This window comes from Pseudomonas sp. Marseille-Q5299 (genome assembly GCF_943737035.1).
GTDB classification, from domain to species: domain Bacteria; phylum Pseudomonadota; class Gammaproteobacteria; order Pseudomonadales; family Pseudomonadaceae; genus Aquipseudomonas; species Aquipseudomonas putida_E.
In genome coordinates this window covers 639512-663370 of sequence record NZ_CALSFR010000003.1, presented here as the reverse complement: position 1 = coordinate 663370, position 23859 = coordinate 639512, and the positions used below count along the sequence as shown (strand labels likewise).

At 62.6% G+C, this 23859-nt stretch carries 24 protein-coding genes; 9 read left to right on the top strand and 15 right to left on the bottom strand.

The genetic code is table 11. The features are described from left to right. Position 1: 1 nt before the first annotated feature. The 3 genes from NGJ21_RS11705 to NGJ21_RS11695 all read left to right on the top strand — a co-directional run bounded on the left by NGJ21_RS11705 (position 2) and on the right by NGJ21_RS11695 (position 2163). A complete protein-coding gene (locus NGJ21_RS11705; RefSeq protein WP_251962142.1) occupies positions 2 to 1150 on the top strand; it encodes an NAD(P)/FAD-dependent oxidoreductase in 1149 nt (382 codons plus the stop codon). A 188-nt stretch (positions 1151 to 1338) separates the two neighbouring features. Continuing rightward, entirely contained in the window at positions 1339 to 1638 is a 300-nt protein-coding gene (locus NGJ21_RS11700; protein WP_039605050.1) for an HU family DNA-binding protein, read from the top strand. Positions 1639 to 1785: 147 nt separating this feature from the next. Continuing rightward, the gene (locus NGJ21_RS11695; protein ID WP_039605049.1) at positions 1786 to 2163 is read left to right on the top strand and encodes a helicase; all 378 of its coding nucleotides are present in this window, start codon (positions 1786 to 1788) and stop codon (positions 2161 to 2163) included. A 32-nt stretch (positions 2164 to 2195) separates the two neighbouring features. On the opposite strand, the gene NGJ21_RS11690 is transcribed toward NGJ21_RS11695, so the two are convergent. From NGJ21_RS11690 to exbB, 6 genes are all read right to left on the bottom strand, one after another. After that, positions 2196 to 3599, bottom strand: coding sequence for an aminoacyl-tRNA deacylase and HDOD domain-containing protein (locus NGJ21_RS11690; RefSeq protein WP_115273271.1), 1404 nt, complete (start codon positions 3597 to 3599; stop codon positions 2196 to 2198). A 78-nt stretch (positions 3600 to 3677) separates the two neighbouring features. Then, positions 3678 to 5756, bottom strand: coding sequence for an ATP-dependent DNA helicase RecG (recG, locus tag NGJ21_RS11685; RefSeq protein WP_196997284.1), 2079 nt, complete (start codon positions 5754 to 5756; stop codon positions 3678 to 3680). A gap of 3 nt (positions 5757 to 5759) precedes the next feature. Continuing rightward, positions 5760 to 6686 carry a hydrogen peroxide-inducible genes activator gene (locus NGJ21_RS11680; RefSeq protein ID WP_012312115.1) on the bottom strand — a complete coding sequence of 309 codons (927 nt, stop codon included), beginning with the start codon at positions 6684 to 6686 and terminating at the stop codon, positions 5760 to 5762. Positions 6687 to 6780: 94 nt separating this feature from the next. Continuing rightward, complete coding sequence (locus NGJ21_RS11675; protein WP_039604282.1) at positions 6781 to 7515, bottom strand: energy transducer TonB; 735 nt, start codon at positions 7513 to 7515, stop codon at positions 6781 to 6783. After that, positions 7512 to 7940, bottom strand: coding sequence for a TonB system transport protein ExbD (gene exbD / locus NGJ21_RS11670; RefSeq protein WP_012312117.1), 429 nt, complete (start codon positions 7938 to 7940; stop codon positions 7512 to 7514). The genes NGJ21_RS11675 and exbD overlap by 4 nt, the downstream gene beginning before the upstream one ends. A 3-nt stretch (positions 7941 to 7943) precedes the next feature. After that, a complete protein-coding gene (gene exbB, locus NGJ21_RS11665; protein WP_251962141.1) occupies positions 7944 to 8915 on the bottom strand; it encodes a tonB-system energizer ExbB in 972 nt (323 codons plus the stop codon). 191 nt (positions 8916 to 9106) lie between these two features. Between exbB and NGJ21_RS11660 the strand changes: the two genes are divergently transcribed. Next, positions 9107 to 9964 (top strand): SDR family oxidoreductase, encoded by an 858-nt coding sequence (locus NGJ21_RS11660; protein ID WP_125924404.1) that lies wholly within the window; start codon positions 9107 to 9109, stop codon positions 9962 to 9964. Between the two features lie 74 nt (positions 9965 to 10038). On the opposite strand, the gene NGJ21_RS11655 is transcribed toward NGJ21_RS11660, so the two are convergent. From NGJ21_RS11655 to NGJ21_RS11635, 5 genes are all read right to left on the bottom strand, one after another. Next, complete coding sequence (locus NGJ21_RS11655) at positions 10039 to 10764, bottom strand: hypothetical protein (RefSeq protein ID WP_161872411.1); 726 nt, start codon at positions 10762 to 10764, stop codon at positions 10039 to 10041. 55 nt (positions 10765 to 10819) lie between these two features. Further along, the gene (gene ridA, locus NGJ21_RS11650) at positions 10820 to 11200 is read right to left on the bottom strand and encodes a deaminase RidA (protein WP_012312121.1); all 381 of its coding nucleotides are present in this window, start codon (positions 11198 to 11200) and stop codon (positions 10820 to 10822) included. A gap of 23 nt (positions 11201 to 11223) precedes the next feature. Next, the gene (spoT, locus tag NGJ21_RS11645; RefSeq protein ID WP_046786862.1) at positions 11224 to 13332 is read right to left on the bottom strand and encodes a bifunctional GTP diphosphokinase/guanosine-3',5'-bis pyrophosphate 3'-pyrophosphohydrolase; all 2109 of its coding nucleotides are present in this window, start codon (positions 13330 to 13332) and stop codon (positions 11224 to 11226) included. Positions 13333 to 13391: 59 nt separating this feature from the next. Further along, the gene (gene rpoZ, locus NGJ21_RS11640) at positions 13392 to 13655 is read right to left on the bottom strand and encodes a DNA-directed RNA polymerase subunit omega (protein ID WP_012312123.1); all 264 of its coding nucleotides are present in this window, start codon (positions 13653 to 13655) and stop codon (positions 13392 to 13394) included. A 203-nt stretch (positions 13656 to 13858) separates the two neighbouring features. Next, the gene (locus NGJ21_RS11635; RefSeq protein WP_046786863.1) at positions 13859 to 14731 is read right to left on the bottom strand and encodes a LysR family transcriptional regulator; all 873 of its coding nucleotides are present in this window, start codon (positions 14729 to 14731) and stop codon (positions 13859 to 13861) included. A gap of 244 nt (positions 14732 to 14975) precedes the next feature. On the opposite strand from NGJ21_RS11635, the gene NGJ21_RS11630 reads away from it, so the two are divergent. The 3 genes from NGJ21_RS11630 to NGJ21_RS11620 all read left to right on the top strand — a co-directional run bounded on the left by NGJ21_RS11630 (position 14976) and on the right by NGJ21_RS11620 (position 18726). Then, complete coding sequence (locus NGJ21_RS11630; RefSeq protein WP_414156850.1) at positions 14976 to 16319, top strand: glutamine synthetase family protein; 1344 nt, start codon at positions 14976 to 14978, stop codon at positions 16317 to 16319. Positions 16320 to 16323: 4 nt separating this feature from the next. Then, positions 16324 to 17073 (top strand): gamma-glutamyl-gamma-aminobutyrate hydrolase family protein, encoded by a 750-nt coding sequence (locus NGJ21_RS11625; protein ID WP_251962139.1) that lies wholly within the window; start codon positions 16324 to 16326, stop codon positions 17071 to 17073. A gap of 114 nt (positions 17074 to 17187) precedes the next feature. Next, positions 17188 to 18726 (top strand): APC family permease, encoded by a 1539-nt coding sequence (locus NGJ21_RS11620; RefSeq protein ID WP_115273277.1) that lies wholly within the window; start codon positions 17188 to 17190, stop codon positions 18724 to 18726. Between the two features lie 93 nt (positions 18727 to 18819). Here NGJ21_RS11620 and gmk read toward each other — a convergent pair whose 3' ends face one another. Together gmk and NGJ21_RS11610 are read right to left on the bottom strand one after the other, a co-directional pair. Continuing rightward, positions 18820 to 19440: a guanylate kinase gene (gmk, locus tag NGJ21_RS11615; protein ID WP_174141076.1), complete on the bottom strand. Its 621-nt coding sequence runs from the start codon at positions 19438 to 19440 to the stop codon at positions 18820 to 18822. Positions 19441 to 19453: 13 nt separating this feature from the next. After that, complete coding sequence (locus NGJ21_RS11610; RefSeq protein ID WP_039604571.1) at positions 19454 to 20317, bottom strand: YicC/YloC family endoribonuclease; 864 nt, start codon at positions 20315 to 20317, stop codon at positions 19454 to 19456. Positions 20318 to 20544: 227 nt separating this feature from the next. On the opposite strand from NGJ21_RS11610, the gene rph reads away from it, so the two are divergent. Beyond that, the gene (gene rph / locus NGJ21_RS11605) at positions 20545 to 21267 is read left to right on the top strand and encodes a ribonuclease PH (protein WP_046786868.1); all 723 of its coding nucleotides are present in this window, start codon (positions 20545 to 20547) and stop codon (positions 21265 to 21267) included. 61 nt (positions 21268 to 21328) lie between these two features. On the opposite strand, the gene crc is transcribed toward rph, so the two are convergent. Continuing rightward, the gene (crc, locus tag NGJ21_RS11600) at positions 21329 to 22108 is read right to left on the bottom strand and encodes a catabolite repression control protein Crc (protein ID WP_012312131.1); all 780 of its coding nucleotides are present in this window, start codon (positions 22106 to 22108) and stop codon (positions 21329 to 21331) included. An 80-nt stretch (positions 22109 to 22188) separates the two neighbouring features. Here crc and pyrE point away from each other — a divergent pair, with 80 nt between their 5' ends. Further along, entirely contained in the window at positions 22189 to 22830 is a 642-nt protein-coding gene (pyrE, locus tag NGJ21_RS11595; protein ID WP_011536401.1) for an orotate phosphoribosyltransferase, read from the top strand. A 104-nt stretch (positions 22831 to 22934) separates the two neighbouring features. Here pyrE and argB read toward each other — a convergent pair whose 3' ends face one another. Further along, positions 22935 to 23840 carry an acetylglutamate kinase gene (gene argB / locus NGJ21_RS11590; protein WP_046786869.1) on the bottom strand — a complete coding sequence of 302 codons (906 nt, stop codon included), beginning with the start codon at positions 23838 to 23840 and terminating at the stop codon, positions 22935 to 22937. Positions 23841 to 23859 lie beyond the last annotated feature (19 nt).

Below are 23859 nucleotides of genomic sequence, written 5' to 3'. Positions count from 1 at the left end.
AATGACGTCCCCCGTGGTCATCATCGGGACCGGCCTGGCCGGCTATAACGTCGCCCGTGAGTTTCGCAAGCTCGATGGCGATACGCCGCTGCTGCTGATTACCGCCGACGACGGTCGCTCCTATTCCAAGCCCATGCTTTCTACCGGCTTCGCCAAGCAGAAGGACGCGGACGGCCTGTGCATGGCCGAGCCGGGGGCCATGGCCGAGCAACTCAAGGCGGTTATCCGCACCCACACGCGTATCAGCGGTATCGACCCTGGCCACAAGCGCCTGTGGATTGGCGAAGAAGCGGTGGAGTATCGCGATCTGGTGCTGGCCTGGGGCGCGCAGACCGTGCAGGTGCCGGTGGAGGGTGACGGGGCAGATCATGTGTTCCCGGTCAATGATCTGGAAGACTACGCACGTTTGCGTGCTGCCGCGGCTGGCAAGCAGCGTGTACTGATCCTCGGGGCCGGCCTGATCGGCTGCGAGTTCGCCAATGACATGCGCCTGGGTGGCTTTGAGGTCGATGTGGTGGCGCCGTGCGAGCAGGTCATGCCGACCCTGTTGCATCCTGCCGCTGCCGCTGCCGTTCAGGGTGGGTTGCAAGGGCTGGGCGTGCGTTTTCACCTGGGCCCCGTACTCACTCGCCTGCAGCAGGTGAGCGAAGGCCTTGAGGCGCATTTGTCCGATGGCAGCGTGATCGCCTGCGACCTGGTGGTATCGGCCATCGGCCTGCGCCCACGCACCGACCTTGCCGCTGCAGCCGGCCTGCAGACCAACCGCGGCGTAGTCGTGGACCGCCAACTGCGCACCTCCCACGGCAACATTTTCGCACTGGGCGACTGTGCTGAAGTCGAAGGTATCAACCTGCTCTATGTGATGCCATTGATGGCCTGCGCTCGAGCCCTGGCCCAGACTTTGACAGGCAACCCGACGCAGGTCAGTTACGGGCCGATGCCCATCACTGTGAAAACACCGGCTTGCCCGTTGGTGGTTTCGCCGCCGCCGCCTGGTTGCGAAGGTACCTGGCAGGTGCAAGGGCAGGGCAGTGACCTGAAAGTGCTCTGTCACGCTGCTGACGGCCAGTTGCTGGGCTATGCCCTGACAGGCAGCGCCGTCATGGAAAAACTGGCCCTGAACCGGCAGCTGCCTGCGCTGATGGCGTAAACAGCGGGCGTTCTGTCGGATTTATCCTGTAGTTGACCGCACAATGGCCGCCCAGATACTGGCGCGGCCCCGGTCGGCGTGCCATTCTCACTTCCGTCTGCCGCAGATTAGAGCCTGCGGTGCCTTGAACGCTGCTTCACGGGCAGCACGGCAATAACAACAAGAATTCCCGTCAAAGAGGCTTCATTATGCGTAAACCAGAACTCGCCGCCGTCATCGCCGAAAAGGCCGATCTGACCAAGGAAAAGGCCAATCAGGTGCTCAATGCCATTCTCGACAGCATCACCGGTGCGCTGGACAAAGACACCGTGACCCTCGTCGGCTTCGGCACTTTTGAAAAACGGCATCGCGGCGCCCGTACCGGCAAGAATCCTCAGACCGGTGAGCCGGTAAAGATCAAGGCCAGCAATACTGTGGCCTTCAAGCCTGGCAAAAACCTGCGTGACAGCGTCAATGTGCCCGCCAAGCCGGCCAAGAAAGCCAAATGACCGACGCTTGACTTGCAGCCTCTGCTCAAACGGGCGCCTCAGTGCGCCCGTTGTGCTTTCGGAAAGCATCGAGCTGCGAATGTGCGTAAATAGTTCAGGAAACGGATAAACTGTGCGCTTCGGTCATTTTATATTCGAGGCGCGTTGATGAAGTTCCGCTTTCTTCTCTGGGCCATGGGGTTGTTGATGGCCAAGGCCAGCCGTAACAACCCGGCATTTCAGCAGCAACTCAAGGACAAGGACCTGGTGTTCCAGATGCAGACGCTCGATGGCAAGGTTGCCCGGCACTTCATCGTCAGTGGCGAACGCATCAGCAGCAAAGGTGGCGCTCATCCGCAGCCAGCCTTTGCCATTGCCTTCAAGGACGCTGCCTATGGCTTCGCCACGATGCAGGCGAGCAACAAGCAGTTGGCGTTCATGCAGGGCATTCAGGACAAGAGCATCCAGATCAAGGGCAATCCGGCGCTGGTGATGTGGTTCCAGGGTTTGATGAAATACCTGAAACCGAAGAAGAAAAAAGGCTGAACAGCTGGGGCTGCTGTGCAGCCCCAACGTTTTCAGTGCGGTGCGTTGAACTGCGACGCCAGTTCGCGCAGCAAACTCTCGGCCTCGAGCACCTTGTTCACGACGTCCTCAGCTTTCTCCCGGGTAATGCCCAGGCGCTCCAGCAATTCGTCGGGGATCGCCTCCTGCGGCCCCGAGCCGATGCCGCGGCAGCGCAGCAGGCGGGTCGCCAGGCACACCAGGTTGGGGTACGCCGAGTATTCGCCGTCATAGGCAGGATCATGCTGGAAGCGCAGCGCGGTCGACAGCTCTTCGGGCATGTCCCACAGCTTCATCAGCCAGGCGCCGATCTGCTCGCGGCTGATACCCAGCAGGTGCTGCTCCACATAGGTGTGGCACAGGTGCGGGTTGACCTCCAGATGGCGGCAGATCAGCGAGAAGTGCGGCGGGAACACATGCGCCAGCAGCAGATAGCCGAAGTTGTGCAACAGCCCGGCCAGGTAAGTCAGGCCGGCTTCAGGGCGTTCGGCCCGAGGCATGGCCCGGGTCAGGCCTTCGATGATCGCCGCGGTGTAGATCGACTGCTGCCAGTAAGGCGTCGCCTGTTGCGGGTGGTCCTTGGGCAGGCTCAACGTCTTGCCCAATGCCAGGCCCAGGGCCAGGTTGATCACCAGATCGAAGCCTAAGACGCGGACGATGGCATCTTCCACCGAGCGGATCTTGCCTGGGGAGGCGTAATAGGGCGAGGCTGCCCAGCTGACCACCTGTGCGGCCAGGGCCGGGTCGGTTTCGACCACGCCGGTGATGTCGTCGATGCTGGCATTGGGGTCGACCCGCAGCTTGATGATTTTCTGCGCCGTATCGGCCAGCGGCGGTATCTCGATGGTTTCTTCCAGGCGCTTCTGGATGCGGCGGGCGGTGAATGCCTGCACTGCTAGGGTAATCTCCCTGGAGTCATCATCCGGGCGGTCGAGATTGGGGCGGATTTCCCTGACGGGTTGGCCGAAAGTGCCAGCGCTGGCCTTTTGCATCATGTGCTTGAAGTCGTCACGCTGGATTTCCAGCAACAGACCGGCTTCGCCGGACTGGATCAGCAGGCGTTCGGCATCGAGCAACTTGCCCTCATAGAGGCAGGGCGAGCTGGTCAGCGCCGGAATCGCAGGCAAGGCCTTCAGATGGTGCTTGTCGAGCATCTGCTTCAGGCGTTGTACAGGCACGGCTTTGAGCTTGCGGCCCGTCAGCTCTTCCAGACGATTGAGGTCCAGCAGCTTGCTCTGCGGGAACAGCACCATCAATGCGCCGATCTCGTCATCCAGCAGGATCGCCTGTACCCGTGAAGCAGCCGGCAGTTGCGTATGCTCTGGCACCTCGCGATAGGCAACACCCAGTTTTTCGAGCAACAGCCGGATGACAGACGGTGCGTGTGGGGTTGCGGTGTCCAGGGCAGCTTCAGTCATGGTCCGTATCCACTGATTCTTTTAAACGCGAAGTATAACCAGTCTGGTCGCAAAGCTGGATCCATTCTGGTACTGACGTCACACTTGGCCATATTGCTGGCCGTGGCGCAGCCAGCGGTCGAGCAGCGGGCTGACGTGCTCGGGCCAGCGTGCAATGAGGGCTTGTGCGGCGTCGCGCACGGCTGGCAACAGGTCGGCATCGCGCATCAGGTCGGCGACCTTGAATTGTAACAAGCCGGTCTGGCGCGTCCCGAGCATCTCGCCCGGGCCGCGCAGCTCCAGGTCCTTTTCAGCGATGACGAAGCCGTCGTTGGTTTCGCGCATGATCCCCAGGCGTTCGCGGCCGATCTGCGACAGCGGCGGGTGATACAGCAGCACGCAGTGGCTCACCGCGCTGCCCCGGCCTACCCGGCCGCGCAACTGGTGCAGTTGGGCAAGGCCCAGGCGTTCGGGGTTCTCGATGATCATCAGGCTGGCGTTGGGCACGTCCACACCCACCTCGATCACCGTGGTTGCGACCAGCAGTTGCAGGTCGCCTTGCTTGAATTCGGCCATCACCGCGGCCTTTTCCGTAGGTTTCATGCGCCCGTGGATCAGGCCCACGCGCAGTTCACCCAAGGCGCTGCCCAGTTCCTCGTAGGTACTCTCGGCTGCCTGGCAGGTAAGTTCTTCGGACTCTTCGATCAGGGTGCAGACCCAATAGGCCTGGCGCCCTTCGGCGCAAGCGGCGCGCACCCGCTCCACCACCTCGAAGCGCCGGCTGTCGGCGACCAGCACGGTGTTCACCGGCGTGCGCCCTGGCGGCAGTTCGTCGAGCACCGAGGTGTCGAGGTCGGCATAGGCGCTCATCGCCAGCGTGCGCGGGATCGGCGTGGCGGTCATGATCAGCTGGTGCGGGCACAGTTCGCCTGCAACACCCTTCTTGCGCAGGGCCAGACGTTGTTGCACACCAAAACGGTGCTGTTCGTCGATAATCGCCAGGGCCAGGTGCTTGAATTGCACTTCTTCCTGGAACAACGCGTGGGTACCCACCACCATCGGCGCACCGTTGGCGATCTGTTCCAGGGCGCTGGCGCGGGCTTTGCCCTTGAGCTTGCCGGCCAGCCAGGCGACTTCCAGGCCCAGCGGCTCCAGCCAGCGCTTGAAGGTGATGTAGTGCTGCTCGGCGAGAATCTCGGTGGGCGCCATCAGCGCCACCTGGTAGCCGGCCTCCAGTGCCTGCAGCGCCGCCAGTGCGGCAACCACGGTCTTGCCGGCGCCGACATCGCCCTGTACCAGGCGCATCATCGGCTCGGCCTGGCTCAGGTCGTAGGCGATTTCATCGGCTACCCGCTGCTGTGCGCCGGTCGGCTTGAAGCCCAGGTTGGCCAGATACTGCACCTGCAGGCTATTGGCCTTGGGCAGAACCGGAGCGCGCAAGCTGCGCAGGCTTTCACGCAGGCGCTGTTGCGACAGCTGGTGGGTGAGCAGCTCTTCGAAGGCAAGGCGATGCTGGGCCCAGTGCTGGCCTTCGGCAAGCTCATCAAGGTCGGCATCGGCCGGAGGGTTGTGCAGGTAGCGGATGGCATCGTCCAGCGGTGCCAAGTGGTAGTCCCGGGCCAGTTCGTCCGGCAACCAATCCGGCAGGCTGCGTGGGCCAAGCATATCCAGGCTCTGCTGGCAGAGCAGGCGCAGGCGCTGTTGTGTGAGGCCTTCGGTGGACGGGTAGATCGGCGTCAGGGTCTGCTCGACCGGCGGCGGCGGCTCGTCGCCATTGAGTGCACGGTACTCCGGGTGGTAGATCTCCAGGCCCGAGGCGCCGGGGCGGGCCTCGCCATAGCAGCGCAGGTGGGTACCGCGCTTGAGGCCTTCCTTCTGCGCATTGCTGAAGTGATAGAAGCGCAGGCTGAGCACGCCGCTGCCATCGCCCAGGCGCACGACAAGGCTGCGGCGTTTGCCCATGGTCACATCGGCGCCACTGACCACGCCTTCGATCACGGCGTCCTGGCCGGGACGCAGGGCGCCGATAGGCACCACCCGGGTGCGGTCCTGGTAGCGCAGCGGCAGGTGGAACAACACGTCCTGCAGGTTTTCCAGGCCGACCTTGGCGAGCTTCTGCGCCATGGCTTCGCCTACGCCCTTGAGCGCGGTGACAGAGACCTTCGACAGCTCAGTCATGACTCAGGCCGGTTGTTCCACAGCGGGCTTGGCTACCGAGCAGAGGCGAATCGAGTCGGCAAGGATCTCGATGGCCTTGGGCCGCGGGAAGCTGGCGCGCCAGGCGATGGCTACGGTGCGGAAGGGTGCCGGTGCGGTAAGCGGGCGCACTTCGATGACCCCCGGCGCGTAGTGGTGGCTGTGCACCGCCGAAAGCGGCAGGATCGACACGCCCAGGCCCGAAGCGACCATATGGCGGATGGTTTCCAGCGAGCTGGACTCCACCGTGGTGTGCTTGGCGCCTTCGCCGCCTTTGTTCAGCGTTGGGCAGGCCTCCAGAACCTGGTCGCGGAAGCAGTGGCCCTCGCCGAGCAGCAGCAGGCTCTTGTCGTTGAGCATGGCGGTGTCGATGGTCTTTTTCGCCGTCCAGGGGTGGTCGGCGGGCATCAGGGCACAGAATGGCTCATCGTACAGTGGCAGCGTCAGCACGTCGGCTTCGTTGAACGGCAGGGCGATGATCACTGCGTCGAGTTCACCATTGCGCAGTTTTTCGCGCAGCACATGGGTGAAGTTCTCTTCGATGTACAGCGGCATCTGCGGTGCCACGCGGTGCAGCTGCGGGATCAGGTGCGGGAAGAGGTAAGGGCCGACGGTGTAGATAGCACCGACCTTGAGCGGGGCGGTGAGCTGGTTCTTGCCGGCCTGGGCCAGTTCGCGGATGCCCTGCGCCTGCTCCAGTACCTTCTGTGCCTGGGCGACGATGCTTTCACCGACTGGCGTCAGGCGCACCGCGCTCTTGCTGCGCTCGAAGATCAGCACGCCAAGCTCGTCCTCAAGCTTTTTGACACCGACGGACAGGGTGGGCTGGCTGACATGGCAACGCTCGGCGGCGTGGCCGAAGTGCTGCTCCTGGGCGAGAGTGACGATGTAGCGTAATTCTGTGAGGGTCATAACGTGCGTCCATGAAGTTGCGAGCCCAGCATAGCGGCTGCAATCGATAGACGCACGTTATCAGACTTACCGATTTGTGACAGAAACAAAAGTATCAGCGACGATCCAGCGAGTAGACGAACGGTGCCACTACTTCGATCGTGCCATTGTTGAGCAATTCGGCAGGCGGCTTGGGTACCTTGCCGGCCCGGCGGATCATTTCCAGGGTTGCCCGGTCCAGTGCCGCGCTGCCCGAACCACCGGCCATGGAGTACGAGACCACCTTGCCTTCGGCGTCGACCACGAAGCGCAGGCGGTTGATGCCCTGAAGGCCCCGGCGGCGTGCGTCTTCCGGGTAGCGCTTGTACTTCGCCAGGTGGCGCAGCAGGTCGCTCTGCCACGTCGGCAACGCTTTGCTGTTCGCGGCAATGCTGGGTGCCGGTGCCGCGGACTTCTGCGGTGGCGTGTTGGTTGGCGGCGTGTCCACGACCTGTTCTTTGGTCGGTGGCTCATCCTTGGGCGGCTCAGGCTTTTTCTCAGGCTTCGGCGGTTGAGGCTTGGGTTTGGGCTTGGGCGGCTTGGCGATGGCGATCTTTGGTTTGGGCGCTTCGGCCACCTTGGGCAGCGGCGGCTCTTCGACTGGTGCCGGTGGCTGTGGAGCGGCCTTCGGTGGTGGTGGCGGTGCGGGCTCGGGCAGCGGTGCCAGTTCGACCATCATGGCTGCCGGGGGCAGCTCGACGGCCTGGGGCACCGACCAGTTGAGCGTGAGCAGCACAGCGACGGCATGGACACCCAGCACAAGTGCCAGGCTGCCGCTGTAACGCGCCAGATTGTGCCGCGTCTTCGTCATTTCTTGGCTGCCGTCTCGAGACCTACCAGACCGACTTTGAGGTAGCCGGCCGCGCGCATGTTGTTCATCACTTCCATCAGGTCACCGTAATCCACGCCTTTGTCGGCCTGGAAGAAGATGGTGGTTTCCTTGTCGCCCTTGGTCTTGGCATCGAGCATCGGGCCAAGCTGGCTGGGTGCAGGCACCTGATCGTCACCGACATACAGCTTCTGGTCGGCCTTGACGCTGACGAACACCGGCTTCTCCGGCCTCGGTGCCGGCTTGGCGGTCGAGGCCGGCAGGTCGACCTTGATGTCGACCGTGGCCAGGGGCGCGGCCACCATGAAAATGATCAGCAGTACCAGCATCACGTCGATGAACGGCGTGACGTTGATTTCGTGGTTTTCGGCGAGGTCGTCGCCACCTTCGTTCAGATGCAGGCCCATGGCTTACCCCACTTTCACCATGTGCGGGGCGACGCGCTCGCCACCCTGGTGGTCCAGGTCTCGGCTGACCAGCAGCAGGACCTGCGCTGAAGCGTCGGAAACCTGGGCTTTGTAGCCGGCGATGGAGCGGGCGAAGACGTTGTAGATAACTACGGCCGGGATCGCTGCGACCAGGCCCAGGGCGGTGGCCAGCAGTGCTTCGGCGATACCGGGGGCAACGACGGCCAGGTTGGTGGTCTGGGTTTTGGCGATGCCGATGAAGCTGTTCATGATGCCCCACACGGTACCGAACAGGCCGACGAACGGCGCGGTGGAGCCGATGGTGGCGAGCACGCCGGTGCCGCTGCTCATGTTGCGGCCGCTGGCATGCACCAGGCGCTCCAGGCGGAAGCTCACGCGTTCCTTGATGCCCTCTTTTTCACGGGCGTTGGCCGACAGTCGCATTTCTTCCAGGGCGTCGTGGACCAGCGTGTGGGCCAGGGTGCCTTCCTTGTTTGAGACCTCGCTGGCTTCCTTGAGGCTGGCAGACTTCTTCAGCTGTGCGATTTCGCCGCGCAGGCGACGCTTGGCGCCCATCAGCTCGAAGCCCTTGGCGATCCAGATGGTCCAGGTGATGATCGAGGCAATGGCCAGGCCGATCATGACCGCTTTCACCACCACGTCGGCGTTCTTGTACATACCCCATGGGGACAGGTCATGGGCCATGCCCAGCGAAGTGTTCTCGACCACGGCTTCGGTGCTTGGGGCCGCTGCCGCCGGCGCATCGAACGGCGTAGCGGCCTGAACGTCGCCAGCAGGTGCCTGGCTTTCGGTGGCTGGGGTGGTCGGTGCGCTTGCAGCTGCTGGGGCGCTGACGTTGGTATTGGGCTCATCGGCCATAGCCGCTGGGGCCAGCACCAGGCTGAACATCAGCGCGGCAATGGCGCGCCAGGCGCGTGACGGGGTTGGCGAAGCGGAAGTGTGAGTAGGTGTCATGCTGGCCGGACCTGATGAAGAAAAAAGTGTGCGTTCTCCAAGGCCTCGAGATAGGCCGAGAACAGATAGGGGTGCCATTATTGCAAGTAATTCTTGTTAACAAAAGTAATCTCGTTGCTTTTTTCGCCCATGGTCTAGCCGCCTATCGTGTAATCCGGCTAGCCTGATCCTTTGGTCTAGGGAGTTAAGTGATGTCAGACCGTTCCGTATTGATCGTAGGTTGTGGTGATGTCGGCGGCCGGCTGGCCCGCCAATTGCTCGCCCGTGGCTGGCAGGTAAGCGGCCTGCGCCGTTCGGTCGAACACCTGCCACAGGGTGTTGTACCGATCGCTGCCGACCTGTCCGATTCGGGCATGCCCCAGGCTTGGCCACAGCATTCCCCGGATTATCTGGTGTATTGCGTAGCCGCCAGCCAGCACGATGAGGCGGGTTATCAAAGCGCTTACGTTGAAGGCTTGCGTCACGTGCTGGGTTGGCTGGCCGAGCGTGGGCAGCGCCCGCGCCGCCTGCTGTTCGTGTCCAGCAGCAGTGTGTTTGCACAAAAGGATGGGGAGTGGATCGATGAGACCGCACCTACCGAGCCGCAAGGCTATTCGGGGCGTGTGATGCTGGAGGCTGAGCGGCTGGCCCTGGCTGGCGGCATGCCGGCAAGCATCGTGCGCCTGACGGGGATCTATGGCCCAGGGCGTGAGTGGCTCCTCAGCCAGGTGCGTCAGGGCTATCGGGTGGCGACCGAGCCGCCGCTGTATGGCAACCGTATCCATGCCGAGGATGCCGCAAGCCTGCTGGCGTTCCTGCTGCAGGCCGATGCCGATGGTGTGGCGTTGGACGATTGCTATATAGGCGTTGATGACGACCCTGCGCCACTGGCCGATGTGGTTGGCTGGTTGCGAGCTTACATGGGCGTTACCGAATGGTCCGATGAGCAGCGGGTGCGCCGCACCGGCAGCAAGCGCTGCAGCAATGCCCGGGTGCGGGCATTGGGTTGGGTGCCGGAGTATCCGAGTTACAAGGAAGGTTACGCGGCGATCCTTAAAGGCGAAGGCTGAAGCCTGCTGTGTTGCTGCTGGCCCTATCGCCGGCAAGCCGGCGATTAGGCCAGTGAAACCAGGCGCGACTTGGGTCAGTCTTTCTCCAGCACCCACTGGCGGGTACCGGCTGCCAGTTGCGGGATTTCATCGGGCTGTGCGCGGTTGAGCGCCTGGAAGATCTCCAGCTTGTCGCCATCGCGCTTGAAGATGAATGGCGCGCCCCGTTGGTTGCGCTCAAGCCAAAGGCTGTCGTTGCTGCCCCCCATGCTTGCGCAATCGCCGGCCAGGCACAGGGCGTAGCGGTCAGGGCCGGGCAGGCCGGTGACGCCGCCGTTATCGGTGAACCGGACGACGCTACCTGTGCCCTGGCCTTCGACAATCTTCCAGTCCCCGCCGAGGTACGCTTGGTACAGTGCTTTCTCGAAGCTGCTGCCCAACGGCACATTACCGGGCTGTTTGGCGCGGACGAAACTGCGTTCGGCACCTGTTGTGTCCGTGGCTTTCAGCTCGTCGCCATCCAGCGCCAGCTGTTCGGTCTGGCCGCCCGGGAAGTTGGCCTGCCATTGCTTGTCAGCGGCGCTCAATTGGCCGTCGGCGGCCTCGAAACCATTGCTGTAGCTGGCCTGCTGGCTGGCCACATCGAGTTTCCACTCGAAGATGGGGCCGTGCTCATTGAGGGCCTGGCGCAGGCTGCCACCTTTGACGGCGGCGTTGATGGCGTCCTGGTTGATCCAGGTGCCGTTGAAATCTTCGGGTTTGTGGCTGGCGCAGCCGCTCAGAAGCAGGGCTGCCAGCGCGAGGGGCAGTGCTTGACGCATGGTAGGTTAACCTTGAACTGAAAGGTGACGGGCAAGGCGCCCGTCACCTGCGGCATCAATCGATGACCAGGATGGCGTCCATTTCTACCTGGGCGCCTTTTGGCAGCGCGGCAACGCCAATGGCGGCACGGGCTGGATACGGCTGCTCGAAGTAGCGGCCCATCACTTCGTTGACCTTGGCGAAGTGGCTCAGGTCGGTGAGGAAGATGTTCAGCTTGACGATGTCCTTGAACGAACCGCCGGCGGCTTCGGCAACGGCCTTGAGATTCTCGAAGACCTGTACGGTCTGGGCTTCGAAGCCCTCAACCAGTTCCATGGTGTTCGGGTCCAGCGGAATCTGGCCCGACATGTAAACGGTATTGCCGGCCTTGATCGCTTGCGAGTAGGTACCGATGGCGGCAGGGGCCTTGTCGCTGTTGATGACGGTCTTGCTCATGATGACTCCTTGCGGTTGGCGGACTACGCACGCATGCGGGTGATGCGGACCACGCCGGTCAGCGTACGCAGCTTCTTGATCACACGAGCCAGGTGCACGCGGTCGTGCACGCTGACCACCAGTTGGACAACGCTGATGCGGCCGTCGCGTTCGTCCATGCTGATCTTCTCGATGTTGCCGTCGGCGGCATTGACGCTGCTGGCCAGCAGGGCAATCAGGCCGCGCTGGTGTTCCAGCTCGACACGCAACTCGACATTGAATTCGCCGGTGATGTCCTTGGCCCAGGAAAGCTGTACGCACTTCTCCGGGTTATGGCGGATTTCACTGATATTGCGGCAGTTCTCCAGGTGCACGACCATGCCCTTGCCTGCCGACAGGTGGCCGACGATCGGGTCGCCCGGGATGGGCGTGCAGCACTTGGCATAGCTCAATACCAGGCCTTCGGTGCCGCGGATCGCCAGAGGGCCTTCCGGTGCGGGGAGCTGTTCGCCTTCGGCTGACAGCAGGCGGCGGGCCACCACATAGGCCATGCGGTTGCCCAGGCCAATGTCTTCGAGCAGGTCTTCGATCAGCTCCAGGCGGTACTCGGCGAGAATCGCGTTGATACGCTCCTGAGGGATTTGCTCGAGGCTGCTGTCGAAACCGGTCAGCACCTTGTTCAGCAGGCGCTCGCCAAGGTTGATCGACTCGGAGCGTCGCTGCTGCTTGAGTGCGTGGCGGATGTGCGTACGGGCCTTGCCGGTGACCACGAAGTTGAGCCAGGCCGGGTTGGGCCGCGCGCCCGGGGCGCTGACGATCTCGACCGTCGAACCGCTCTGCAGCGGCTCGGACAGCGGCGCCAGGCGCCGGTTGATGCGGCAGGCGATGCAGCTGTTGCCCACATCGGTATGCACCGCATAGGCGAAATCGACGGCGGTGGAGCCTTTGGGCAGCTCCATGATCCTGCCTTTGGGCGTGAAGACATAGACCTCGTCAGGGAACAGGTCGATCTTCACGCTCTCGATGAATTCCAGCGAGTTGCCGGCACGCTGCTGCAGCTCGAGGATGCCCTTGACCCACTGGCGAGCGCGCGCATGGTTGCCTTTGGGCTGCTCGTCGTCGTTGGACTTGTACAGCCAGTGTGCGGCGATGCCATTGTTGGCCATCTCTTCCATTTCGCGGGTGCGGATCTGGATTTCGATGGGCACGCCGTGCATGCCGAACAGCGTGGTGTGCAACGACTGATAGCCGTTGGCCTTGGGGATCGCAATGTAGTCCTTGAAGCGCCCGGGCAGCGGCTTGTACAGGTTGTGTACGGCGCCGAGCACGCGGTAGCAGGTGTCGACCTTGTCGACGATGATGCGGAAGGCGTACACGTCCATGATCTCGGTGAAGGCGCGGCGCTTGCCGCGCATCTTCTTGTAGATGCCATAGAGGTGTTTCTGCCGGCCGCTGACCTCGCCTTGAATACCGTCGGCGGCCAGGCAGTTGGCCAGCGAGTGTTCGATCTTGGCGACGATCTCTTTACGGTTGCCGCGTGCGCTCTTGACCGCCCGGTGGATCAGCGACGAGCGCATCGGGTGCATGGCCTTGAAGCCGAGGTCTTCAAACTCTACGCGCACAGTGTGCATGCCCAGCCGGTTGGCGATGGGCGCGTAGATTTCCAGGGTTTCCTTGGCGATGCGTCGGCGTTTTTCGCCAGACAGCACTTCCAGGGTACGCATGTTGTGCAGGCGGTCGGCCAGCTTGACCAGGATCACGCGGATATCGCGGGCCATGGCCATGGCCATCTTCTGGAAGTTTTCAGCCTGCGCTTCGGCCTTGGTCTCGAAGTTCATCTGGGTCAGCTTGCTGACCCCATCGACCAGCTCGGCAACCGTTTCGCCAAACTGCTGGCTGAGGGCTTCCTTGGCGATGCCGGTGTCTTCGATCACGTCGTGCAGCATGGCCGCCATCAGGCTCTGATGGTCCATGTGCATGTCGGCGAGGATGCTGGCCACGGCCAGCGGATGGGTCACATAGGGCTCGCCGCTGCGGCGGCGCTGCCCATCGTGTGCCTGTTCGGCGTAGAAATAGGCCCGGCGAACCAGATTGACCTGCTCGGGGCCCAGGTAGGTCGACAGCCGTTCGGCTAAGGCTTCTATGCCCGGCATGGTTTGACCTCTTGCCGAGGAAGAGGGCCTTGCGCCGCGCGACGTCGACCAGGCATCGATCAGACAGCCTCGTTGGACTCGTCCTCGAACGCGGCGAAGACCGGATCCTCGGTGACGATCTCTTCAGCGGCAATGAATTCGTTGGTGACGATGCCTTCTGCGATTTCACGCAGGGCAACGACGGTCGGCTTGTCGTTTTCCCACGCTACGCGTGGCTCTTTGCCGCCGGTAGCCAGCTGACGGGCGCGCTTGGTCGAGAGCATGACCAGCTCAAAACGGTTATCCACGTGTTCCAGGCAGTCTTCAACAGTTACGCGGGCCATGGTCTTCCTCAGTAGCAAATGCGATGGGCGTGCAGCCCAATATGGGCAGGCGGACTCGATAGTTTAAAAAATCACCAGCCAATAGGGAAGCGCTGTTTTGCCGGATACCCCATCAGGCCTGCATCCCTCACCCTGTGGATGCGGGCTTGCCGGGGCGCCGAACCACCGCGAAAGGGCCGCGACAGACACCTTCATCTTGTATCTCACAACATCGCGCCGCGCAACCTTGGGGTCAGCTCTTCGAACAATGTCTGCACCGAGCGCAAGGCCCGGCAATCGGGCCGGGTCAGCAGCCACAGTTGGGTGTCGCAACCGGCCAGCGGTCCGCTCAGCGCCTCGACCCCAGGCAGTGCATGGACCATGTAGTCGGGCAGCGCCGCAACGCCCAGCCCCGTGCTTACCAGCTGTGCAATGGTCGACATGCTGCTGCACTGGTAGCGCGGGCTCAGCCCGGGGTACTGCTGATTGCGCCAGACCACGGTGGGGTGGTCCTGCATGGAGTCGTCCGGGGCTATCCATGGCACGCTGTTGTGGGACTCGTCCAGGCGCTCGCGCCATTGCGGCTGGCCACAGATCACATAGGACGTCGAACCCAGGCAACGGCCGACCAGGTGCTCGGGCGGCGTATTGGTCAGGCGCAGAGCGATGTCGGCATCGCGCCTGCTGAGGTTGGCGAAGGTGTTGGACGTGCCCATCTCCAGCGACAGAGCCGGGTAATTGGGCATGAACTCGGCCAGCGCCGGCAGCAGCAGGCTGTGCATTACCGCCTCAGTGCATGTCAGACGAACGGTGCCGCTCACCACCTGCTCGCCACTGGTCATGGCGATGCGCGCAGCATCCAGCGCCTGCTCGGCCCGTTCGGCCTGCTCGGCCAGGGCCTGGGCGGTGTCGGTCGGCAGGTAGCCCTTGCGGCTCTTGACGAACAGTGCGGTGCCCAGTGCCGACTCAAGCCGGCGAATCGAACGGAACACGGTCGAAACATCGACCTTGAGCAGTTCGGCGGCCTTGGCCAGTGAGCGCCCGCGCTCCAGGGCCAGGACCAGGGAGAGGTCGGCGTGGGTGATCTGATATTGCATTGGTGCACGCTCTACTTGCCGAAATGCCAATGTCTGTTGCGTTGAGGCCATTTTATAGTGGAACTGCCCCCGGGAATCAATGCGCCCGGTCGGGTAACCAATCCCCACGATGGGAAAGTTAAAAAAACAACAGCTGCAACCATCGTCGCCCGTGAGGCGCCAGCCGTATCCCCACATCGCCGCAGCACATCAAAGGATGTACACCATGACGTCGGTCACCCCGTGCGCCAGTTCTTCCAGCGAGATGAAAGACTTCCTCCAGGCCCATCCGGACACTCAGTACGTCGATCTGCTGATCTCCGACATGAATGGCGTGGTACGTGGCAAGCGCATCGAGCGGGCCAGCCTGCACAAGGTGTACGAAAAGGGGATCAACCTGCCGGCATCGCTGTTCGCCCTGGATATCAATGGCTCGACCGTGGAAAGCACCGGGCTTGGGCTGGACATCGGCGATGCCGACCGGATCTGCTACCCGATCCCCGGCACGCTCTGCAACGAACCCTGGCAGAAGCGCCCGACCGCCCAGTTGCTGATGACCATGCACGAGCTCGAGGGCGAGCCGTTCTTCGCCGACCCACGCGAAGTGCTGCGCCAGGTGGTGAGCAAGTTCGATGACCTGGGCCTGGACATCTGCGCCGCGTTCGAGCTGGAGTTCTACCTGATCGACCAGGACAACCTCAACGGTCGTCCGCAGCCGCCGCGCTCGCCCACTTCGGGCAAGCGTCCGCAGTCGACCCAGGTCTACCTCATCGACGACCTCGACGAATATGTCGACTGCCTGCAGGACATGCTGGAAGCGGCCAAGGAGCAGGGCCTGCCGGCCGATGCCATCGTCAAGGAAAGCGCGCCCGCGCAGTTCGAAGTCAACCTGCACCACGTTGCCGATCCGCTGAAGGCGTGCGACTACGCGATCCTGCTCAAGCGCCTGGTCAAGAACGTCGCCTACGACCATGAAATGGACACCACGTTCATGGCCAAGCCTTACCCAGGCCAGGCGGGCAATGGCCTGCACGTGCATATTTCGCTGCTCGACAAGAAGACTGGCAAGAACATCTTTGCCCATGACGACCCACTGCAAAGCGATGCTCTGCGCCATGCCATTGGTGGCGTGCTGGAGACCATGCCAGCGTCGATGGCCTTCCTGTGCCCGAACGTCAACTCGTACCGTCGCTTTGGCGCCCAGTTCTACGTGCCGAATGCGCCGAGCTGGGGATTGGACAACCGTACCGTAGCGGTTCGCGTGCCGACCGACAGCAGTGAAAACGTGCGCATCGAGCACCGTGTAGCGGGCGCCGACGCCAACCCTTACCTGATGCTCGCGGCAGTTCTCGCGGGGATCCACCATGGCTTGACCAGCAAGGTCGAGCCTGGCGCGCCGATTGAAGGCAACTCGTACGAACAGCTGGAGCAAAGCCTGCCGAACAACCTGCGCGACGCCTTGCGCGCGCTGGATGACAGTGAAGTCCTCAACCAATACATAAGCCCGGACTACATCGATATCTTCGTGGCCTGCAAGGAAAGTGAGCTGGCCGAGTTCGAAGTATCGATCTCCGACCTCGAGTACAACTGGTACCTGCACACGGTGTAAGCCCATGAGCGCAATTGCGGTCCCCTTGATCGGTGTCAGCGCCTGCCGTCAGCAGGTGGGGAAGAACTCGTCGCACACGGTGGGCGACAAGTATGTCGAGGCGGCCGGCTTTGCCGGGCTCCCGCTTATCCTGCCGGCCCGCGACGGGGGCAGCGACACGCAGGCGTTGCTGGCACGGCTCGATGGCATTCTTTTTACCGGCTCGCCTTCAAATGTCGAGCCGCATCATTACAATGGCGCCCCCAGCGCGGAAGGTACCCGGCACGATCTTGCACGTGACCGCCTGACCTTGCCGCTGTTGCAGGCGGCCATTGCCGCCGGCGTGCCGGTGTTCTGTATCTGTCGTGGTTTCCAGGAGTTGAACGTGGCCCTAGGCGGCAGCTTGCACCAGCGCGTGCACGAACTGCCGGGCTACCTGGACCACCGTGAACCTGAGGACGCACCCCTGGAGGTGCAATACGGCCCTCGTCATCCCGTCGGCATTGCGCCTGGCGGGGTATTCGAGCGCCTGGGCCTGGCTGCGCAGTTCGAGGTCAACTCGCTGCACAGTCAGGGCATCGACCGCCTGGCCCCGGGCCTGAGCGTCGAGGCAAGGGCCCCGGATGGCCTGATCGAAGCGGTGTCGATGCCTGACGCGCCTGGCTTTGTGCTTGGCGTGCAGTGGCACCCGGAATGGCGTTTTGCCGACAACCCGGTCTCCACACGCCTGTTCCAGGCGTTCCGCGAGGCCTGCATTGCCCATGCTGCACGGTAGGGTCGTTACCCGAAGGTCTTGGATGACTGATACCGATACGCAAGCTTTCAATGAGTGAAAGCGCCTTGTTCGCAGGGCCTGTGACAACAATTCCAATAGTTACGGCAAATACTCATGAGCGATTACACAGAAGCTGGCCGCCCACCCGATGTGGCCGATTCAGGCAGCACTCAGCGCAGCAAAGGTTTGGCAAAAGGCCGTCTTGGCCTGTTGGCCAGCGTGGTGCTGGGCATTTCGACTATCGCCCCGGTCTATACCCTGACCGGTGCCCTTGGCCCCACCGTGCGGGAGGTCGGCGAGCACCTTCCGGCCGTCTTCATCGTCGGCTTCCTGCCCATGCTGCTGGTCGCCCTGGGCTACCGTGAGCTGAACGCGGCGGAGCCGGACAGCGGTACTTCCTTTACCTGGTCGGCCCGCGCCTTCGGCCCGATGATCGGCTGGATCGGTGGCTGGGGGCTGGTCGTTGCCACCACCATCGTGTTGTCCAACCTGGCCGGGGTGGCCGTTGATTTTTTCTATCTGTTCCTGGCTCAGATCACCGGTAACCAGGCGTTGGCTGCCTTGGCGGATAACCTGCTGATCAACATCACCACCTGTTGCGTGTTCATCGCCATGGCGGTGTGGATCTGTTGTCGCGGCATGGCCACCACCATGAACGTGCAATATGGTTTGGTGGCCTTGCAACTGCTGGTGCTGATCGGCTTTGCCTTCGCCGCCTTCAGTGAGACCACCGCGCCAGCGCCGCTGGAGTTCGACCTGGCCTGGTTCAACCCCTTCGGCGTGGAGTCGTTCTCGGCCTTTGCCGCTGGCCTGTCGTTGTCGATCTTCATCTTTTGGGGGTGGGACGTGTGCCTGACCGTCAGTGAGGAATCGATCGGCAGCGACGAGGTGCCGGGCAAAGCGGCGACCTGGACCGTGCTGCTGATTCTTGGTCTGTACCTGCTCACCGCCATCGCCACCCTGCAATTCGCGGGGATCAGCGAGCAAGGGCTGGGACTGAACAACCCGCGTATCCAGGAGAACGTCTTTGCCCACCTGGCCGGGCCAGTCATGGGGCCGCTGGCGATCCTGATGTCCATCGCCGTGCTGGCCAGCACCGCCGCTTCGCTGCAGTCGACCTTCGTCTCTCCGGCGCGCACGCTGCTCGCTATGGGTTACTACGGTGCGGTGCCAGAGCGCTTTGCCAAGGTTTGCCCGCGTTCGCAGACGCCACGTTACGCAACCATCTGTGCCGGCGTTGCCGCAGGCCTGTTCTACGTGACCATGCGTACCCTCAGCGAAAACGTGCTGGCGGACACCATCACCGCCCTGGGCATGATGATCTGCTTCTACTATTCGCTGACCGCGTTTGCCTGCGTGTGGTATTTCCGCCACAGCCTGTTCGACAGCCTGCGCCACTTCTGCATGCGCGGCCTGTGCCCCCTGTTGGGTGGTGTGATCCTGTCGGTGATCTTCGTGCGCACCGCCATCGACAGCGCGTCGCCGGATTTCGGCAGTGGCTCGCATGTGGCTGGCGTAGGATTGGTGTTCGTGATTGCGGCGATCATTTCGGCACTGGGGATAGTGCTGATGATGCTGTCGCGGATGCGCGCGCCGGCTTACTTCCTGGGGGCCACCCTGCGACAGCAGGCGACTCTGCAGCTGCAGGAATAATGCTGGGTGGGGCGCGTTGCGCCCCAACACCCCGCGGTAGGCGCGGCCTTGTGTCGCGAAAGGGCCGCAAAGCGGCCCCAACTGTCTCTATCTTCAGCCGATCAACTGCTTGAGCAATGCCCCGTGCCGATCCTGCTGCTTGCTCAACAGCAAACGGTTCGAGCGGAACACGGCCTTCAACTCCTCCAGCGCCACATCGAAGTCGTCGTTGATGATGACGTACTCGTACTCGTCGTAGTGCTGCATTTCGCTGACGGCCTCTTTCATGCGGCCGGCAATGATCTCATCGCTGTCCTGCCCACGCCCGTCCAGACGCTGGCGCAGCGCCTCCAGGTTGGGCGGCAGGATGAAGATCGAACGGGCTTCGGGCATCAGCTCGCGCACCTGACGGGCGCCTTGCCAGTCGATTTCCAGAATCAGGTCATCGCCCCGGTCCAGCACTTGCTGCAGCGTGCTACGCGAGGTGCCGTAGAAGTTGCCGAACACTTCGGCGTGTTCAAGGAAGTCGTTCTTGTCGATCAGCGCCTTGAATTCGTCATGGCTGACGAAGTGGTAGTTGACGCCGTGCTCCTCGCCCGGGCGTTTGCCGCGCGTGGTGTGCGAGACAGAAACGCTGACGCGTTTGTCGTCCTTGATCAGGGCGTTGACCAGGCTGGTCTTGCCGGCACCTGACGGGGCCGAGACGATATATAGGGTGCCGCTGCTGTGGTTCATGGTAGGGGTGGCCTTACTCGATGTTCTGTACTTGTTCACGCATCTGTTCGATCAGTACCTTCAGGTTGACCGCCGCTTGCGTGCTACGCGGGTCGAAGGCCTTGGAGCCCAGGGTATTGGCCTCGCGGTTGAGCTCCTGCATGAGGAAGTCCAGGCGCCGGCCAGCGGCCCCGCCGGACTTGAGCACCCGGCGTACTTCATTGACGTGGGTGCTGAGGCGGTCCAGCTCTTCGGCAACGTCACTCTTTTGTGCCAGCAGCACCATCTCCTGCTCAAGCCGTTGCGGGTCGAGCTCGGCCTTGAGGTCGCCGAAGCGGTCGATGATCTTCTGCCGTTGTGCGGCCAGCATCTGCGGTACCAGGGCACGCAGGGTGGTGACCTCGGTGGCCATGCTGTCCAGCCGCTCGTTGATCAGGCGTGCCAGCTCCTGGCCTTCGCGCAGGCGCCCGGCCTTCAATTCGGCCAGGGCCTCGTCGAACAGTGCCACGGCTTCGGCATTGAGCGCCTGCGGGTCGCTGGCGTCGGCCACCAGCACGCCCGGCCAGGACAACACTTCCAGCGGGTTGAGCGGCGCCGGCTGCTTGATCAGGCCGGCCACTTCTTCGGCGGCGGCGACCAGTTGTGCGGCACGCTCGCGGTCGACCTTCAGTGGTTTGCCGTTGCTGTCTTCGTGCAGGCGCAAGGTGCATTCGACCTTGCCGCGCGACAGGCCTTGGCGCAGACCCTCACGCACCGCGCCTTCCAGGTCGCGCAGGGCGTCGGGCAGGCGCAGGTGAGGTTCAAGGTAGCGGTGGTTGACCGAGCGCAGTTCCCAGACCAGGGTGCCTTGGCTGCCTGCGCGCTCGACACGAGCAAAAGCGGTCATGCTGTGCACCATGGGGAGTACCTCGCGTAGATGATGTGAACGGGAAAGCCTTTCGGCTGCAAGGCGCAGGATTGTAGCGCAGTGCGCCCTTGGCGCCCAATCCGCCCATGTTACAGAGCCCTCATCGGCCGGTGGGAAAAGGCGACAGGCTGTGCGCGGCCCGACAATAAGCATGTCCTCACCGGGCTACGGGCTTTATAATGCCGGGCAGATTCAAAGTCCCAGTACAGGTATCCCAGATGAAACGTCCAAGTGGTCGCGCCGCCGATCAGCTCCGCTCGATCCGCATCACCCGCAACTACACCAAGCACGCCGAAGGGTCGGTACTGGTCGAGTTCGGTGACACCAAGGTCATCTGCACGGTCAGCGTTGAAAACGGCGTACCGCGCTTCCTCAAAGGCCAGGGCCAAGGCTGGCTGACCGCCGAGTACGGCATGCTGCCGCGCTCCACCGGTGAGCGTAACCAGCGCGAAGCCAGCCGTGGCAAGCAGGGTGGTCGCACCCTGGAAATCCAGCGCCTGATCGGCCGCTCGCTGCGCGCCGCGCTGGACATGAGCAAGCTGGGTGACATCACCCTGTACGTCGACTGCGATGTGATCCAGGCCGATGGCGGCACCCGCACCGCGTCGATCACCGGCGCCATGGTCGCCTTGGTCGATGCCCTGGCAGTGATCAAGAAACGGGGTGGCCTGAAGGGCGGCAATCCGCTCAAGCACATGATCGCCGCCGTATCGGTGGGCATGTACCAGGGCGAAGCCGTACTCGACCTGGACTATCTGGAAGACTCCGCTGCCGAGACCGACCTGAACGTGGTCATGACCAGTGCCGGTGGTTTCATCGAAGTGCAGGGCACTGCAGAGGGTGCGCCGTTCCAGCCCGAAGACTTCAACGCCATGCTGGCGCTGGCGCAGAAGGGCATGAACGAGATCTTCGAACTGCAGCAGGTCGCTCTGGCCGACTGATTGATCCTGCAGGTATGAAAAAGCCGACTTCAATGTCGGCTTTTTCGTATCTGAACAGTGCTCAGATGGTCAACGTCCAGTCATAGTCGACGATCAGCGGCGCATGCTGCGAGAAGCGCGGCTGACGCGGCAGGCGGGCATTGCGCACGAAGCGGCGCAGGCCCGGGGTGAGGATCTGGTAGTCGAACCGGTAGCCCAGGTTGAGCATCTCGGCCTGCTCGTTGTCCGGCCACCAGCTGTACTGGTCACCTTCACGGCTGACTTCGCGCAGGGCATCCACATAGCCCATGTCGCCAGTGATCGCATCCATCCAGGCACGCTCAGGCGGCAGGAAGCCTGGCGACTGCTGGCTGTCACGCCAGTTCTTGATGTCGAGCTTCTGCTGCGCCACGTAGAACGAGCCGCAATAGATGTACTCACGACGCTTGCGCCGCTGCTTGTCCAGGTACTTGGCGAAGTCGTCCATCAACTTGAACTTCTGGTTCAAGTCGTCGTCGCCGTTCATGCCCGAAGGCAATAGCAGGCTGGCAATACTGACTTTGTCGAAATCTGCTTGCAGATAACGCCCGTAACGGTCGGCTGTCTCGAAGCCCAGGCCGGTGATGACTGCCTTGGGCTGCATGCGCGAATACAGTGCCACGCCACCTTGGGCGGGTACCTCCGCGTCGCAGGCATAAAGGAAATAGCCATCGAGCTGGAAAGCTGGGTCGTCGAGTTCAAAGGCCGAGGCGCGGGTATCCTGAAGGCAGATGACGTCGGCATTCTGGGCTTGCAACCAGCTGAGCAATCCACGCTCGGCTGCAGCCTGAATGCCATTTACGTTCACACTGATGATCCGCATAAATGGCCCCAAAAATCTCGTGCGTGTATGATACCCGAGCTCAACCCATTTAGCTAAATCCGTGGTGTCCGGGACTTTCCATGCAGCCGTATCAGCGCGACTTCATCCGTTTTGCCATCGATCGCGGCGTTCTGCGCTTCGGTGAATTCACCCTGAAATCGGGGCGTACCAGCCCGTATTTCTTCAATGCCGGCCTGTTCAACACAGGTTCTGCCCTGGCTCAGCTGGGGCGTTGCTACGCGGCGGCCATCGTCGACAGCAAGATCCCGTTCGACGTACTGTTCGGCCCGGCCTACAAGGGTATCCCGCTGGCTGCGGCCACCGCCGTGGCCCTGGCCGAGCAACATCAGCTGGACGTGCCGTGGTGCTTCAACCGCAAGGAAGCCAAGGATCACGGCGAAGGCGGCAGCCTGGTCGGCGCGCCACTGGCCGGTGACGTCCTGATCATCGATGACGTGATCACCGCTGGCACTGCCATCCGCGAGGTCATGCAGATCATCAATGCCCAGCAGGCCAAGGCCGCTGGCGTGCTGATCGCGCTCAACCGCGAAGAGCGCGGCAATGGCGAACTGTCGGCGATCCAGGAAGTGGAGCGTGACTTCGGTATCCCGGTAGTCAGCATCGTTTCGCTGACCCAGGTGCTGGAGTTCCTGGCCGATGATCCGCAGCTCAAGCAGCATCTGCCGGCGGTCGAGGCCTATCGGGCGCAGTACGGGATCTGATTGCGGCTCGGTAATGAAAAAGGCGACCTTCGGGTCGCCTTTTTTATCTGTTGCCTTTTACGGCCCTATCGTCGGCAAGCCGGCGATAGGGCCAGTGCAGGCGATCAGCGTGGCTTGCGGTTGCTGATCAAGGTGCCCACGCCGCTGTCGGTGAAGATCTCCAGCAGCACCGCATTCGGCACGCGGCCGTCGATGATGTGCGAGCTGTTCACGCCACCCTGGACCGCTTCCAGCGCGCACTTGATCTTCGGCAGCATGCCGCCGTAGATGGTGCCGTCGGCGATCAGTTCGTTCACCTGCTCGGTGGTCAGGCCGGTCAGGACCTGGCCTTGCTTGTCCATCAGGCCGGCGATATTGGTCAGCAGCATCAGCTTCTCGGCTTTCAGTGCCTCGGCCACCTTGCCGGCCACCAGGTCGGCGTTGATGTTGTACGACTCACCGTTGGCACCCACGCCGATTGGCGCGATCACCGGGATGAAGTCGCCTTTGACCAGCATGTTCAGCAGGTCGGTGTTGACGCTGACCACTTCGCCGACGTGGCCGATGTCGATGATTTCCGGCTGGGTCATCTCCGGCGTCTGGCGGCTCACGGTGAGCTTCTTGGCGCGGATCAGCTCCGCGTCCTTGCCGGTCAGGCCGATGGCGCTGCCGCCGTGGCGGTTGATCAGGTTGACGATGTCCTTGTTGACCTGGCCACCCAGCACCATTTCAACCACGTCCATGGTCGCCGCGTCGGTGACACGCATGCCGTCGATGAAGTGGCTTTCGATCGACAGGCGCTTGAGCAGGTCGCCGATCTGAGGGCCACCACCGTGCACGACCACCGGGTTGATGCCCACGGCCTTCATCAGCACGATGTCACGGGCAAACCCGGTCTTGAGCTCCTCGCTCTCCATCGCGTTGCCGCCGTACTTGATCACCAGGGTCTTGCCGACAAAACGGCGAATGTAAGGCAGTGCTTCGGACAAAACCTCGGCTACATGGGAAGCGGCATCGCGATCGAGGGTCATGCAGGGCTCCTGTAAGGAA

Excerpts from the sequence above, each read along its gene's own strand:
- NGJ21_RS11705 (WP_251962142.1), top strand. The coding sequence starts at position 2 with ATGACGTCCCCCGTGGTCATCATCGGGACCGGCCTGGCCGGCTATAAC.
- NGJ21_RS11700 (WP_039605050.1), top strand. The coding sequence starts at position 1,339 with ATGCGTAAACCAGAACTCGCCGCCGTCATCGCCGAAAAGGCCGATCTG.
- NGJ21_RS11695 (WP_039605049.1), top strand. The coding sequence starts at position 1,786 with ATGAAGTTCCGCTTTCTTCTCTGGGCCATGGGGTTGTTGATGGCCAAG.
- NGJ21_RS11690 (WP_115273271.1), bottom strand. The coding sequence starts at position 3,599 with ATGACTGAAGCTGCCCTGGACACCGCAACCCCACACGCACCGTCTGTC.
- recG (WP_196997284.1), bottom strand. The coding sequence starts at position 5,756 with ATGACTGAGCTGTCGAAGGTCTCTGTCACCGCGCTCAAGGGCGTAGGC.
- NGJ21_RS11680 (WP_012312115.1), bottom strand. The coding sequence starts at position 6,686 with ATGACCCTCACAGAATTACGCTACATCGTCACTCTCGCCCAGGAGCAG.
- NGJ21_RS11675 (WP_039604282.1), bottom strand. The coding sequence starts at position 7,515 with ATGACGAAGACGCGGCACAATCTGGCGCGTTACAGCGGCAGCCTGGCA.
- exbD (WP_012312117.1), bottom strand. The coding sequence starts at position 7,940 with ATGGGCCTGCATCTGAACGAAGGTGGCGACGACCTCGCCGAAAACCAC.
- exbB (WP_251962141.1), bottom strand. The coding sequence starts at position 8,915 with ATGACACCTACTCACACTTCCGCTTCGCCAACCCCGTCACGCGCCTGG.
- NGJ21_RS11660 (WP_125924404.1), top strand. The coding sequence starts at position 9,107 with ATGTCAGACCGTTCCGTATTGATCGTAGGTTGTGGTGATGTCGGCGGC.
- NGJ21_RS11655 (WP_161872411.1), bottom strand. The coding sequence starts at position 10,764 with ATGCGTCAAGCACTGCCCCTCGCGCTGGCAGCCCTGCTTCTGAGCGGC.
- ridA (WP_012312121.1), bottom strand. The coding sequence starts at position 11,200 with ATGAGCAAGACCGTCATCAACAGCGACAAGGCCCCTGCCGCCATCGGT.
- spoT (WP_046786862.1), bottom strand. The coding sequence starts at position 13,332 with ATGCCGGGCATAGAAGCCTTAGCCGAACGGCTGTCGACCTACCTGGGC.
- rpoZ (WP_012312123.1), bottom strand. The coding sequence starts at position 13,655 with ATGGCCCGCGTAACTGTTGAAGACTGCCTGGAACACGTGGATAACCGT.
- NGJ21_RS11635 (WP_046786863.1), bottom strand. The coding sequence starts at position 14,731 with ATGCAATATCAGATCACCCACGCCGACCTCTCCCTGGTCCTGGCCCTG.
- NGJ21_RS11630 (WP_414156850.1), top strand. The coding sequence starts at position 14,976 with ATGAAAGACTTCCTCCAGGCCCATCCGGACACTCAGTACGTCGATCTG.
- NGJ21_RS11625 (WP_251962139.1), top strand. The coding sequence starts at position 16,324 with ATGAGCGCAATTGCGGTCCCCTTGATCGGTGTCAGCGCCTGCCGTCAG.
- NGJ21_RS11620 (WP_115273277.1), top strand. The coding sequence starts at position 17,188 with ATGAGCGATTACACAGAAGCTGGCCGCCCACCCGATGTGGCCGATTCA.
- gmk (WP_174141076.1), bottom strand. The coding sequence starts at position 19,440 with ATGAACCACAGCAGCGGCACCCTATATATCGTCTCGGCCCCGTCAGGT.
- NGJ21_RS11610 (WP_039604571.1), bottom strand. The coding sequence starts at position 20,317 with ATGGTGCACAGCATGACCGCTTTTGCTCGTGTCGAGCGCGCAGGCAGC.
- rph (WP_046786868.1), top strand. The coding sequence starts at position 20,545 with ATGAAACGTCCAAGTGGTCGCGCCGCCGATCAGCTCCGCTCGATCCGC.
- crc (WP_012312131.1), bottom strand. The coding sequence starts at position 22,108 with ATGCGGATCATCAGTGTGAACGTAAATGGCATTCAGGCTGCAGCCGAG.
- pyrE (WP_011536401.1), top strand. The coding sequence starts at position 22,189 with ATGCAGCCGTATCAGCGCGACTTCATCCGTTTTGCCATCGATCGCGGC.
- argB (WP_046786869.1), bottom strand. The coding sequence starts at position 23,840 with ATGACCCTCGATCGCGATGCCGCTTCCCATGTAGCCGAGGTTTTGTCC.